Below are 13,558 nucleotides of genomic sequence, written 5' to 3'. Positions count from 1 at the left end.
GGTTTCCCGATGGTGGAGCAGAATCATTTGGCAAGTACTGAGTGGGTTGACATTGTCAGCGAAGAGAATGAAGTGATCGCGCAGGCCAGCCGCGAACAAATGCGTGCGGAGCGTCTGCGTCACCGCGCGACTTACATCGTTGTTCATGACGGCATGGGCAAGATTCTGGTCCAGCGTCGCACCGACACCAAAGATTTTCTTCCTGGTATGCTGGATGCCACAGCGGGTGGCGTCGTGCAGGCCGATGAAGTATTGCTGGATTCCGCGCGTCGTGAAGCGGAAGAAGAGTTAGGTATCGCTGGCGTGCCGTTTGCCGAGCACGGACAGTTTTATTTCGAAGATGAGCATTGTCGCGTCTGGGGCGGGCTGTTTAGCTGCGTTTCCCACGGACCTTTCGCCTTGCAGGAAGAGGAAGTGAGCGAAGTGTGCTGGATGACGCCGGAAGAGATCACCGCGCGTTGCGACGAATTCACGCCGGATTCCCTTAAAGCACTGGCGCTGTGGATGACCCGCAACGCCAAAAACGAATCCGCTAAACCGGAAAATAAGGCGGAAAAAGAGGAAGAGGCTGAGTAAGCCTTAACAGCTTTCCCGCAGACACAGGCTGGACGCGATGGGTTTATGGTCGCGCCAGTCTCCGTCATTCAGACGTTCCAGTAACGCTTTCCCGGCTTCAATCCCAATCTTGCGATGCGGTACTGCCATCGTCGTCAGCGGCGGCTGACAGACGCGGCTGACGTCGCTGTCGCCAAAGCCCACGACCGCTAAATCGTCCGGCACCTTGATGCGCCGACGCTGGCACTCATACAGCGCGCCGCAGGCCAGTTCATCTGATACGCACACCAGCGCATCCAGCTCCGGCCACGCCAGCAGAAACTCCGGCAATTGTGCCGCACCGGTGGAAAAGCTCGGCGGCATGGCGGCATTAATCACTCTGTTTGGCGACAGGTGGTGGCGCAGCATCGCCTTGTACCAGCCCTGCAAATGCTGCTGAAAAATCCACTGCTCCTGGTTAGCGCACAGCAGGCCGATATTCTGGTAGCCGCGCTGAATCACCATTTCGGTAAGTTCATACATGGCGGCGACGTTATCAATCCCGATATTCATATCAATAGGATCGGCACGCATTGCACCCATTTCCATCACCGGGATAGAGGCGTTTTTTAGCCAGTGTCGCACGGTATCGGAGTGCTCGACGCTGAGCAGTATCGCCGCGGCGATGTTCGAGGCCAGCAGCGTTTCAAGCAGTTTCTCTTCCTGTTCAAGACGATGCTGAGATTCCGCCAGCATAATCTGATATCCGGCTGGCTGGAGCACCTGCTGTAGCCCGGCGAACATCTCGGAACAGCCAGCTTCGGAAAGATTGGGTACTACCATCGCAATCGTCCATGACGATGCCGATGCCAGTGCGCTGGCGGCAAGATTGGGCATGTAACCCAGCTCCTGCACCGCGGCTTCAATTTTTTCACGCAGTTTATCGGAAACCTGTTCGGGCGTGCGGAGGGCACGGGAAACAGTCATCGTGCCTACGCCGGCAAGCTGCGCGACATCCGCGAGCGTTACTTTTCCGGTACTGCGCCGTTTTCGGGTTAAAGACATACATCTTCCTGCTGACAGGACGCGATTCAGTTTCATCCTTCATTTTACGTGACAGGCAGTATACGCCTTAAATCCCTTTTTTTGCTGTGATTTCGCACCAGGATAGCAATTTGATAACGCTATCACAGTCCTGCATGTTAGTCGTTGGTAGCGCTATCTTTGTGATCGCGATCGCAGTCATTAATTGATGGGTTGAATAGAGTTTGCCCATGTCTGGTCTTTAGCGGGAGTGAAAAATGCTCAAAAAGTGGATATATGATACAACCATCATCCTTCAGGATAGCGTTGAAAGCTGGCCCCAGGCGCTGGAACTGTGCGCGAAACCGCTGCTGGATTTGCAGGTCATTGCGCCGAAATATGTCACGGCTATCATTGAGCAGCATCACAGGTTAGGTCCCTACTATGTGCTGGCTCCTGGGCTGGCAATGCCACATGCGCGACCGGAAGAAGGGGCGAAAGGACTTGGCCTGTCATTATTAAAACTGAAACAGGGCGTCTCATTTGGTGCTGGTGAGTTTGACCCCGTCGATGTGATTGTGATGCTGGCGGCGCCGGACAAACATAGCCATATCGAAATGATCTCCGCCTTAGCAGAATTATTTTCCAGCGACGAAGATATAGCTGAATTACATCGGGCGAATACGCTGGAGGAGATAAAAACCGTCATCAATCGCTTCTGATTTAATTATTTAATCCGATTCATCTCAACATTACGCGTCAGCGTGATGGGTGTACTCTACTCAAAAAAGGGGATAACAATGAAAATTATGGCTATTTGCGGCTCCGGCCTGGGCAGCAGTTTTATGGTCGAAATGAATATTAAAAAGGTGCTCAAAAAACTGGAAATTGAGGCAGAGGTTGAACACTCCGATCTCTCCTCGGCCACGCCGGGCGCGGCGGACCTGTTTGTAATGGCGAAAGACATTGCCGCCAGCGCCAGCGTGCCGGAAAGCCAGCTGGTGGTGATCAACAATATTATCGATATCAACGAACTCGAAGCGCAGCTGCGCGCCTGGTTCGAAAGACAATAATCCTGAAAAGGCGAGGTGGATATGTTTATCCTTGAAACGCTGAATTTCGTTGTTGATATTTTAAAAGTCCCTTCCGTCCTGGTCGGGTTAATTGCCCTGATTGGTCTGGTGGCGCAGAAAAAAGCCTTTTCAGATGTGGTAAAAGGCACAATTAAAACCATTCTCGGCTTTATTGTACTGGGCGGCGGCGCAACCGTGCTGGTGGGCTCTTTAAATCCGCTCGGTGGTATGTTTGAGCACGCCTTTAATATTCAGGGCATTATTCCCAACAATGAAGCTATTGTGTCGATTGCCCTGGAAAAATATGGTGCCTCCACCGCGCTCATTATGGCTTTCGGGATGGTGGCGAATATTATTGTCGCGCGCTTTACCCGCCTGAAGTACATCTTCCTGACCGGGCATCACACCTTCTACATGGCGTGCATGATTGGCGTGATCCTGACGGTCGCAGGCTTCGAAGGGGTAGGGCTGGTCTTCACCGGTTCGTTGATCCTCGGCCTGATTATGGCCTTCTTCCCGGCGATTGCGCAGCGCTATATGAAGCGTATTACCGGCAACGATGAGATCGCCTTCGGTCATTTCGGCACGCTGGGCTACGTGCTGTCCGGCTGGATTGGCAGCAAGGTCGGTAAAGGCTCGCGCTCCACCGAAGAGATGAACCTGCCGAAGAACCTCAGCTTCCTGCGCGACAGTTCGATCTCCATCTCACTGACCATGATGATTATCTACCTGATTATGGCGGTGAGCGCCGGGCGTGAGTACGTGGAGGCCACCTTCAGCGGCGGCCAGAACTACCTGGTGTACGCCATCATTATGGCCATCACCTTCGCGGCAGGCGTGTTTATCATCTTGCAGGGTGTGCGCCTGATTCTGGCGGAAATTGTCCCGGCCTTTACCGGCTTCTCGGAAAAACTGGTGCCCAATGCGCGACCTGCGCTGGACTGCCCGGTTGTCTACCCGTATGCGCCAAACGCGGTGCTGATTGGCTTCCTGTTCAGCTTCCTCGGCGGGATTGTGGGCTTGTTCATCTGCGGTCAGTTTAGCTGGGTGCTGATCCTGCCGGGCGTCGTGCCGCATTTCTTCACCGGTGCAACGGCGGGCGTGTTTGGGAACGCCACCGGCGGACGTCGCGGGGCGATGATTGGCGCCTTTGCTAACGGCCTGCTGATCACCTTCCTGCCGGTCCTGCTGCTGCCTGTTCTGGGCGCGATTGGCTTTGCGAATACGACCTTCTCGGACGCCGACTTTGGCGCCGTCGGGATTGTGCTCGGCAACCTGGCGCGCTTCCTGTCGCCGCTTGCCATCACCGGACTGGTTGTTGTGTTGTTTGCGCTGCTGGTGGCCTACAACGTCTTCGCTAAAAACAAACCTGCCAGCGGTAACGCGCAGGAAAACCCCGGAGCCAAATCATGAATGAGAATGAAATAACCGAACTGGCGCGTCAGATCCGCCTTGAGACGCTGAAATCCCTGACGCAGCTGGGTTTTGGTCACTACGGCGGCAGCATGTCAGTCGTTGAAACACTGGCCGTTCTGTACGGCGCGGTAATGAAAATTGACCCGGCCGATCCGGACTGGCCAGAGCGCGATTACTTTGTGCTGTCGAAGGGACATGCGGGCCCGGCGCTGTACAGCACGCTGGCGATTAAGGGCTACTTCCCGATTGAAGAGCTGAGCACGCTAAACCAGAACGGAACGCGTCTGCCAAGCCACCCGGATCGCCTGAAAACACGCGGCGTGGATGCCACCACCGGATCGCTGGGTCAGGGGATCTCCATTGCAGGCGGCATGGCGCTGTCGCACAAGCTGGCAGGAAGGCCAAACCGGGTGTTTTGCATCGTTGGCGATGGGGAGCTGAACGAAGGGCAGTGCTGGGAAGCCTTCCAGTTTATTGCACACCATCGACTGAACAATCTGACGGTGTTCGTGGACTGGAACAAACAGCAGCTCGACGGCGAGCTGGACGAAATCATCAGCGCCTTCGATCTGGAAGGCAAATTCCGCGCCTTTGGCTTTGACGTGGTGACGGTGAAGGGGGATGACATTCCGGCGCTGCTGGAGGTGACCGCACCGATCCCTGCGACCGATGCGCGTCCGCGAGTGGTGATCCTCGACAGCATCAAAGGGCAGGGGGTGCCATACCTGGAACAGCTCAGCAACTCGCATCACCTGCGATTAACTGAGGAAAGCAAAGCGGCGCTCAACGAGACGATTCGCCAACTGGAGGCTTCACATGATTAAGGTTGCACCGACAGGACAGAAAGATTCGGTTGAGATGCGTAAGGTCTATGCGGGTTTTGTGGCAAAACAGATTGAGGCCGGGAGCGAGATTATTGCGCTCGAAGCGGATCTGATGAGTTCGATGGCGATGGACGGCGTAGCGCGTGATTATCCACAGCACGTCATCAACTGCGGCATTATGGAGGCCAACGTGATTGGGACGGCCGCCGGGCTGTCGCTCACCGGACGTAAGCCGTTCGTCCATACCTTTACCGCCTTTGCCAGCCGTCGCTGCTTCGACCAGCTGTTTATGTCCCTGGACTACCAGCGCAATAACGTGAAGGTGATTGCCTCGGATGCGGGCGTGACGGCCTGCCACAACGGCGGGACGCATATGTCGTTTGAGGATATGGGCATCGTGCGCGGTCTGGCGCATTCAGTGGTGCTGGAGGTGACCGATGCGGTTATGTTCGAAGATGTGCTGCGTCAGCTTATCGACCTGGAAGGCTTCTACTGGGTGCGGACCATCCGTAAACAGGCGCCGAGCGTCTATGCCCCGGGGTCAACCTTCACCATCGGCAAGGGCAACGTGCTGCGCGAGGGAACCGATATTACCCTGATTGCTAACGGCATTATGGTGGCGGAAGCGCTGGAGGCGGCGCGCCAGCTGGAGCAGGAGGGGGTAAGCGCAGCGGTCATCGACATGTTTACCCTGAAGCCCATCGATCGGATGCTGGTGAAAAATTATGCCGAGAAAACCAGGCGTATTGTGACCTGCGAAAACCACAGCATTCACAACGGGCTGGGGTCGGCGGTGGCGGAAGTGCTGGTGGAAACCTGTCCGGTGCCGATGCGGCGGGTTGGGGTGAAGGAGCGTTACGGTCAGGTAGGCACGCAGGACTTCCTGCAGAAGGAGTATGGCCTGACGGCACATGACATTGTGTCGGCGGCACGAGAGTTGCTGTAATAAAAAAGGCGACCGTTGAATGGTCGCCTTTTTTGCCGGATGGCGCTTCGCTTATCCGGCCTACAAAACCCTGGGCCCGGTAAGCGCTAGCGCCACCGGGCTTTTTAGCTTACTGCTGCTGCGAAGACTGGATCGCCGTCAGCGCGATGGTGTAGACGATATCGTCAACCAGCGCACCACGAGACAGGTCGTTCACAGGCTTGCGCATACCTTGCAGCATTGGCCCGATGGAGATCAGGTCTGCTGAACGCTGTACCGCTTTATAGGTGGTGTTACCGGTGTTCAGATCCGGGAAGATGAACACGGTAGCGCGACCTGCAACCGGCGAGTTAGGCGCTTTAGATTTCGCAACGTCAGCCATTACCGCGGCATCGTACTGGAGCGGGCCGTCGATCATCAGATCCGGACGTTTTTCCTGCGCAATGCGGGTTGCTTCACGGACTTTCTCTACGTCGCTGCCTGCACCAGAAGTACCGGTGGAGTAGGAGAGCATCGCTACGCGCGGTTCGATGCCGAAGGCAGTCGCGGAGTCCGCAGACTGGATAGCGATTTCTGCCAGCTGCTCTGCGGTTGGGTCCGGGTTGATCGCGCAGTCGCCATAAACGTAAACCTGTTCAGGCAGCAGCATGAAGAACACGGAGGAGACCAGAGAGCTGCCCGGTGCGGTTTTGATCAGCTGCAACGGTGGACGGATAGTGTTCGCGGTGGTGTGAACCGCACCGGAAACCAGGCCGTCAACTTCGTCCTGCTCCAGCATCAGCGTACCCAGCACGACGTTGTCTTCCAGCTGCTCGCGCGCAACGGCTTCGGTCATGCCCTTGTTCTTACGCAGCTCAACCAGGCGGGCAACGTAGCTTTCGCGAACCACTTCCGGGTCAACGATCTCAATGCCAGCGCCCAGCTCAACGCCCTGAGACGCCGCAACGCGGTTGATCTCATCCGGGTTACCCAGCAGCACACAGGTCGCGATACCGCGCTCTGCACAGATGGCCGCCGCTTTAACGGTACGTGGTTCGTCACCTTCTGGCAGAACCACGCGTTTGCCCGCTTTACGCGCCAGCTCGGTCAGCTGGTAACGGAAGGCTGGAGGAGACAGACGACGGCTGCGCTCGGACGTCGCCGTCAGGGATTCGATCCAGTCTGCGTTGATGTAGCCCGCAACGTATTCCTGAACTTTCTCGATACGCTCGTGGTCATCAACCGGCACTTCGAGGTTGAAGCTTTGCAGGCTCAGGGAGGTCTGCCAGGTGTTGGTGTTCACCATGAAGACTGGCAGGCCAGTGGCGAACGCACGTTCGCACAGCTTGCTGACGCGCGGGTCCATCTCGTAGGCACCGGTCAGCAGGATCGCACCGATTTCCACGCCGTTCATCGCAGCCAGGCACGCTGCAACCAGCACGTCTGGACGGTCAGCAGAGGTCACCAGCAGGGAACCTGCGCGGAAGTGTTCCAGCATGTGCGGAATGCTGCGCGCGCAGAAGGTCACGGACTTCACGCGGCGGGTGTTGATATCGCCTTCGTTAACGATGGTGGCATTCAGGTGACGCGCCATATCGATTGCACGGGTGGCAATCAGATCGAAGCTCCATGGCACCGCACCCAGCACCGGCAGTGGGCTGGAATCCTGCAGCTTAGCCGGGTCAACTTTGATGACTTTCGCTTTGGAAGAGTCGTCGAAGATTTCGGACAGGTCAGGACGCGTACGGCCCTGCTCATCAACCGGTGCGTTCAGCTTGTTAACAATCACGCCGGTGATGCTGGTGTTTTTCGCACCGCCGAAGCTGCTGCGCGTCAGTTCGATACGCTCTTTCAGCTGCTCTGGGGTGTCCGTGCCCTGAGACATCACGAAAACGATCTCTGCGTTCAGGGTTTTCGCGATTTCAAAGTTCAGAGACTGGGCAAACTGGTGTTTACGGGTCGGGACCAGGCCTTCAACCAGCACCACTTCAGCGTCCTGCGCGTTAGCGTGGTAGTTGGCGATGATCTCTTCCATCAGCACGTCTTTCTGGTTGCTGGAGAGCAGAGATTCAACGTGGCTCATCTTCAGCGGTTCAGCCGCTGGCAGATTGGAGTTCTTACGAACGATGGAGGTGGTCTGGTCTGGCGCATCGCCACCGGCACGTGGCTGGGCGATAGGCTTAAAGACGCTCAGACGAACGCCTTTGCGTTCCATAGCGCGGATCACGCCGAGGCTGACGCTGGTCAGGCCGACGCTGGTTCCGGTAGGGATCAGCATAATAGTACGGGACACGGTTTATCCTCTTTCGTTACCGCCGCGTTGGGCGGGCTACAAAACAGCACCGCCAGCATTGCTGGCGGTGTGGAATCAGGCAGTCAGGCGGCACGCGTCTTGCGCGATGACCAGCTCTTCGTTAGTTGGGATAACGATAGCCGGGCGGGTGCCTTCTTTGTTGATGAAGCCAGACTTGCCGAAGCGGGCAGCCAGGTTACGCTCGTGATCGACTTCGAAGCCCAGTACGCCCAGTTTGCCCAGGGACAGCTCACGTACCATTGCCGCGTTCTCACCGATGCCGCCGGTGAAGATAACCGCGTCCAGACGACCGTCCATCAGCGCGGTGTAAGAACCGATGTACTTCGCCAGACGGTGGCAGTAAACGTCCATTGCACGTTTAGCGTCAGCTTTTTCTGCGTAGTTGTCTTCAACGTAACGGCAGTCGCTGGTGACTTCGGTCAGACCCAGCAGGCCAGACTCTTTGGTCAGCATTTTGTTGATGTCGTCAACGCTCATGCCCAGGGTGTCGTGCAGGTGGAAGATGATCGCCGGGTCGATATCACCGGAACGGGTACCCATCACCAGACCTTCCAGCGGGGTCAGACCCATAGAGGTATCAACACACTTACCGTTGCGGATTGCAGAAACAGAACCACCGTTGCCCAGGTGGCAGGTGATGATGTTGACTTCTTCAACCGGCTTGTTCAGTACTTTTGCGGCTTCCTGAGTCACATAGAAGTGGCTGGTGCCGTGTGCGCCGTAGCGACGTACGCCGTGCTCTTTGTACAGGCTGTATGGCAGGGCATAGAGGTAAGACTCTTCCGGCATGGTCTGATGGAACGCGGTGTCAAACACGGCCACGTTTTTATCTTTCAGATTCGGGAAGGATTTCAGTGCTTCAGCGATACCGATCAGGTGAGCCGGGTTATGCAGCGGTGCGAAAGACGCAGAGTCTTTGATGCCCTGAATCACAGAGTCGTCGATTACCACGGAGCTGGTGTATTTTTCGCCGCCGTGGACGATACGGTGACCAATCGCAGTCAGCTGAGCAGACAGTTCTGGTTTTTGTGCCAGAATAGTGTTAACGATAAAGTTCAGCGCTTCACTGTGAGCGGCGCCTGCACCTAAAGCCGCTTCTTGTTTGCTGCCGTCCATCTTCCACTTGATACGTGCTTCAGGCAGATGGAAACATTCGGCCAAACCAGAGAGGTACTCATCACCGTTGAGCGCATCGATGATGGCGAATTTCAGTGAAGAGCTACCGCAGTTCAGAACCAGTACTAACTTACTCGACATGGAAGTACCTATAATTGATACGTGGCTAAAAAAACGTCAATGAGTCTAAAGCGTAACGCATGCTGACTCAGACATTTATGATTAACATCATGCCAAACGAACATTCTGGCAGGATGGAAGAAATACCTATGATTTTAAGCCATTTTGAACATTTTTCAGACAATGGCATAATATGCGATAATTTGACGAGTTAACGCTTCTCGTCTACGGCCTATCAGGCTGGCACAGGATACCCGATACGGGGTAGCGATGACAAAATATTTTGAACGTTGTCATAGCCTGTTGTGGTTTTGCACGAAAATTTTAATTTTTATATGTGAAGTTGAGGTACAGCCATGTCAACACCTGAAATCCCGTCCGTGAACTTTTTTAGTCTGTTTCGTCGGGGACAGCATTACGCAAAGACATGGCCGATGGAAAAGCGCCTCGCGCCCATGTTTATTGAAAATCGCACTATTCGCGCCACGCGCTATGCGATTCGCTTTATGCCCCCGATCGCTGTCTTTACTCTTTGCTGGCAAATTGCGCTGGGTGGACAGCTTGGACCTGCCGTCGCGACGGCGCTCTTTGCGTTAAGCCTGCCGATGCAGGGATTGTGGTGGTTAGGTAAACGTTCCGTCACGCCACTTCCGCCTTCTATTTTACACTGGTTTTATGAAGTGCGTGGAAAACTGGAGGAGGCCGGCCAGGCGCTCGCCCCGGTTGAAGGCAAGCCGGATTATCAGGCGCTGGCGGACACCCTCAAGCGCGCGTTTAAACAGCTTGATAAAACATTCCTCGATGACTTGTGATTGATCATCGAAACGACGACCAAAAGAAGGCACAGTAACAATCAGTTACCGTGTCTTTTTTTTACAGTGCAATGCGCTACAGGAGTCGAAAGATGGAAATGACCCATGCTCAACGTCTGATTTTGTCTAACCAGTACAAGATGATGACTATGCTTGATCCCGATAACGCTGCGCGCTACAGCCGCCTGCAAACCATTGTTGAACGTGGTTTTGGCTTGCAGATGCGCGAACTGGATCGCGAATTTGGCGAACTGAAAGAGGAAACCTGCCGTATCGTTATCGACATCATGGAGATGTACCATGCGCTGCATGTGTCCTGGACCAATCTGAAAGACCAGCAGTCCATTGACGAGCGCCGCGTAACGTTCCTGGGCTTTGATGCCGCGACAGAAGCGCGCTATCTGAGCTATGTGCGCTTTATGGTGAACACCGAAGGGCGCTACACTCATTTTGATGCGGGTACGCACGGCTTCAACGCCCAGACCCCGATGTGGGATAAGTATCAACGTATGCTGAGCGCGTGGCACGCCTGTCCGCGTCAGTACCATTTAAGCAGCAACGAAATTCAACAAATCATTAATGCCTGACGGAGGTGCGTGTGCAGTGTAAAGGTTTTCTGTTTGATCTGGACGGTACGCTGGTGGATTCGCTGCCGGTAGTGGAGCGTTCCTGGTGTCATTGGGCCGACAGGCACGGCATTGACCATCAGGATGTACTGAATTTCATCCATGGCAAACAGGCCATTACCTCATTGCGGCACTTCCTGGCGGGACGTCCTGAGGAAGAGATTCAGGCGGAGTTCAAATATCTGGAGCAGATTGAAGCTACCGACACTGAGGGCATCACCGCGCTGCCCGGTGCGCGCGAATTGCTTGAGCATCTGAATGAAGCGCAGATCCCGTGGGCTATCGTCACCTCCGGCTCGGTTCCTGTCGCGCATGCCCGCCATAAGGCGGCCGGTTTACCGACGCCGGACGTCTTCATTACCGCTGAGCGCGTAAAGCGCGGCAAGCCCGAACCGGATGCGTTTCTGCTCGGCGCTGAACTGCTCGGCCTTGCGCCAGCGGAGTGCGTGGTGGTGGAAGACGCGGCGGCAGGCGTGCTGGCCGGGCTGAACGCCGGAAGCCACGTCATTGCCGTTAACGTCCCGGCGGGGTCCCCCCGGCTGGAGGAGGCGGATTTTGTGCTTAATACTCTGACCGCCATCGACGTCTCGAAGGCATCAGACGGCGTTGTAACCGTCTCGCTAAAAATGTAATCCCATGATATAGCCCCGCATTACCGGGGCTTTTTTATGGCAGAATTGCTTCTCCTCCACTGACAAGGACATGTTGTGAACGGTGAACTGATTTGGGTCCTGAGCCTGCTGTTAATCGCCATCATTCTTTTTGCCACGGGCAAGGTGCGCATGGATGCCGTCGCCCTGTTTGTGATTGTCGCGTTCGTTCTGAGCGGTACCCTTTCCCTGCCGGAAGCCTTTTCCGGGTTTAGCGATCCCAACGTTATTTTGATTGCCGCCCTGTTTATTATTGGCGACGGGCTGGTACGCACCGGCGTGGCGACGATGATGGGGTCGTGGCTGGTTAAAGTGGCGGGCAGCAGCGAAACCAAAATGCTGATTTACCTGATGCTGACGGTCGCCGGACTGGGTGCGTTTATGAGCTCGACGGGCGTCGTGGCCATCTTTATTCCGGTTGTGCTGAGCGTCTGCATGAGGATGCAGATCTCCCCGTCGCGGCTGATGATGCCGTTGAGCTTTGCCGGGCTCATCAGCGGCATGATGACGCTGGTCGCGACGCCGCCGAACCTCGTCGTAAACAGCGAACTGATCCGTGAGGGGCTTGAGGGGTTTAGCTTTTTCAGCGTCACGCCGATCGGGCTGGTTGTACTGGTGATGGGCATTATCTATATGCTGTTGACCCGTTTCGCGCTGAAAGGGGAGAAGCAGGACAAAGCCAAAGAGGGCTGGAAGCGGCGAACTTTTCGCGATTTGATCAAAGAGTACCGTCTGACCGGGCGCGCCCGTCGGCTGGCTATCCGCCCCGGTTCGCCGATGATAGGCCAGCGGCTGGACGACCTTAAGCTACGCGAACGCTATGGCGCGAACGTCATCGGGGTTGAGCGCTGGCGTCGTTTTCGTCGGGTAATCGTTAACGTGAATGGGGTGTCAGAGTTTCGCGCGCGTGACGTCCTGCTGATTGATATGTCCACCGCGGACGTGGATCTGCGAGAGTTTTGTAGCGAGCAGCTGCTGGAGCCGATGGTGCTGCGCGGCGAGTATTTCTCCGACCGGGCGCTGGATGTGGGAATGGCCGAGGTGTCGCTGATCCCGGAATCGGAGTTATTGGGCAAAACCGTGCGCGAAATCGGCTTTCGTACCCGCTATGGCCTCAACGTGGTGGGCCTGAAGCGCGATGGCGTAGCCCTTGAAGGGGCGGTGGTGGATGAGCCGATCCTGCTGGGGGATATCTTCCTCGTGGTCGGCAACTGGAAACTGATTAGCCAGCTCGGGCAGAAAGGCCGCGATTTTGTGGTGCTGAATATGCCGATTGAAGAGAGCGACGCGTCACCGGCGCACAGTCAGGCGCCCCATGCGATTTTTTGCCTGGTGTTGATGGTCGCGTTGATGCTGACGGACGAGATCCCTAACCCGGTGGCGGCGATAATCGCCTGTCTGTTAATGGGCAAATTCCGCTGTATCGACGCCGAAAGCGCTTACAAAGCGATTCACTGGCCAAGCATCATTCTCATCGTTGGGATGATGCCCTTCGCCCTGGCGCTACAGAAAACCGGCGGGGTGGATTTGATCGTAAAAGGCTTAATGGACGCGGGCGGGGGATATGGTCCGTACCTGATGATGGTTTGCCTGTTCGTCATGTGCGCCACCATTGGTTTGTTCATCTCCAATACCGCAACGGCGGTGCTGATGGCGCCTATTGCGCTGGCGATGGCAAAATCGATGGGCGTTTCGCCCTATCCGTTTGCGATGGTGGTAGCGATGGCGGCGTCCGCGGCATTTATGACGCCGGTATCTTCCCCGGTCAATACCCTGGTGCTGGGGCCGGGAAACTATCGATTCAGCGATTTTGTAAAGCTGGGCGTGCCGTTCACCGTGCTGGTGATGCTGGTATGCGTGGTGCTGATTCCGGTGTTATTCCCGTTCTGAGAACATCGCCGGGTGGCGGCTACGCCTTACCCGGCCTACGTGATTCGTAGGCCCTGCAAGCGCAGCGCCGCTGGGCGAAAAACTACAGCGGCGAATCCTGACTGATCTCATCCAGCGACTTCGTGAAATTGGCGTGCCGTTCACCGTGCTGGTGATGCTGGTATGCGTGGTGCTGATTCCGGTGTAATTCCCGTTCTGAGAACATCGCCGGGTGGCGGCTACGCCTTACCCGGCCTACGTGATTCGTAGGCCCTGC

The 13,558-nt window shown here is 55.9% G+C and carries 13 protein-coding genes; 10 read left to right on the top strand and 3 right to left on the bottom strand.

The genetic code is table 11. From position 1 onward, the window contains the following. Positions 1-9: 9 nt before the first annotated feature. The gene (gene yfcD, locus ACQG0S_RS15230; RefSeq protein WP_006811396.1) at positions 10-576 is read left to right on the top strand and encodes an NUDIX hydrolase YfcD; all 567 of its coding nucleotides are present in this window, start codon (positions 10-12) and stop codon (positions 574-576) included. 3 nt (positions 577-579) lie between these two features. On the opposite strand, the gene ACQG0S_RS15225 is transcribed toward yfcD, so the two are convergent. Then, on the bottom strand, positions 580-1,599 hold the full coding sequence (locus tag ACQG0S_RS15225) for a LacI family DNA-binding transcriptional regulator (RefSeq protein WP_023300631.1): 1,020 nt from the start codon (positions 1,597-1,599) through the stop codon (positions 580-582). Between the two features lie 236 nt (positions 1,600-1,835). Between ACQG0S_RS15225 and ACQG0S_RS15220 the strand changes: the two genes are divergently transcribed. The 5 genes from ACQG0S_RS15220 to ACQG0S_RS15200 all read left to right on the top strand — a co-directional run bounded on the left by ACQG0S_RS15220 (position 1,836) and on the right by ACQG0S_RS15200 (position 5,816). Next, positions 1,836-2,279 (top strand): PTS sugar transporter subunit IIA, encoded by a 444-nt coding sequence (locus tag ACQG0S_RS15220; RefSeq protein WP_063138129.1) that lies wholly within the window; start codon positions 1,836-1,838, stop codon positions 2,277-2,279. Positions 2,280-2,357: 78 nt separating this feature from the next. Then, complete coding sequence (locus ACQG0S_RS15215; protein ID WP_003861447.1) at positions 2,358-2,630, top strand: PTS sugar transporter subunit IIB; 273 nt, start codon at positions 2,358-2,360, stop codon at positions 2,628-2,630. A 21-nt stretch (positions 2,631-2,651) separates the two neighbouring features. Next, on the top strand, positions 2,652-4,043 hold the full coding sequence (locus ACQG0S_RS15210) for a PTS ascorbate transporter subunit IIC (RefSeq protein WP_017383437.1): 1,392 nt from the start codon (positions 2,652-2,654) through the stop codon (positions 4,041-4,043). After that, positions 4,040-4,870 carry a transketolase gene (locus tag ACQG0S_RS15205; RefSeq protein WP_038416452.1) on the top strand — a complete coding sequence of 277 codons (831 nt, stop codon included), beginning with the start codon at positions 4,040-4,042 and terminating at the stop codon, positions 4,868-4,870. Before ACQG0S_RS15210 ends, ACQG0S_RS15205 begins: the two co-directional genes overlap by 4 nt. Next, the gene (locus tag ACQG0S_RS15200; RefSeq protein ID WP_023306640.1) at positions 4,863-5,816 is read left to right on the top strand and encodes a transketolase family protein; all 954 of its coding nucleotides are present in this window, start codon (positions 4,863-4,865) and stop codon (positions 5,814-5,816) included. Before ACQG0S_RS15205 ends, ACQG0S_RS15200 begins: the two co-directional genes overlap by 8 nt. Positions 5,817-5,925: 109 nt before the next feature. On the opposite strand, the gene pta is transcribed toward ACQG0S_RS15200, so the two are convergent. Together pta and ackA are read right to left on the bottom strand one after the other, a co-directional pair. After that, a complete protein-coding gene (pta, locus tag ACQG0S_RS15195; protein WP_022648836.1) occupies positions 5,926-8,067 on the bottom strand; it encodes a phosphate acetyltransferase in 2,142 nt (713 codons plus the stop codon). Between the two features lie 75 nt (positions 8,068-8,142). Further along, a complete protein-coding gene (gene ackA / locus ACQG0S_RS15190) occupies positions 8,143-9,345 on the bottom strand; it encodes an acetate kinase (protein WP_022648835.1) in 1,203 nt (400 codons plus the stop codon). Between the two features lie 335 nt (positions 9,346-9,680). Here ackA and yfbV point away from each other — a divergent pair, with 335 nt between their 5' ends. From yfbV to ACQG0S_RS15170, 4 genes are all read left to right on the top strand, one after another. Further along, a complete protein-coding gene (gene yfbV / locus ACQG0S_RS15185; RefSeq protein ID WP_003861459.1) occupies positions 9,681-10,136 on the top strand; it encodes a terminus macrodomain insulation protein YfbV in 456 nt (151 codons plus the stop codon). Between the two features lie 92 nt (positions 10,137-10,228). Further along, a complete protein-coding gene (locus ACQG0S_RS15180; RefSeq protein ID WP_008502874.1) occupies positions 10,229-10,723 on the top strand; it encodes a YfbU family protein in 495 nt (164 codons plus the stop codon). Positions 10,724-10,734: 11 nt separating this feature from the next. After that, positions 10,735-11,394, top strand: a complete 660-nt coding sequence (locus ACQG0S_RS15175; protein ID WP_022648834.1) for a sugar phosphatase — start codon at positions 10,735-10,737, stop codon at positions 11,392-11,394. 75 nt (positions 11,395-11,469) lie between these two features. Next, positions 11,470-13,302, top strand: coding sequence for an SLC13 family permease (locus ACQG0S_RS15170; RefSeq protein ID WP_022648833.1), 1,833 nt, complete (start codon positions 11,470-11,472; stop codon positions 13,300-13,302). Positions 13,303-13,558: the final 256 nt, after the last annotated feature.

The sequence above is a fragment of the Enterobacter cloacae complex sp. 418I7 genome, from assembly GCF_050030705.1.
In the GTDB taxonomy this organism is placed as follows: Bacteria; Pseudomonadota; Gammaproteobacteria; order Enterobacterales; family Enterobacteriaceae; genus Enterobacter; species Enterobacter intestinihominis.
This window is presented reverse-complemented; position numbering and strand designations above follow the sequence as displayed.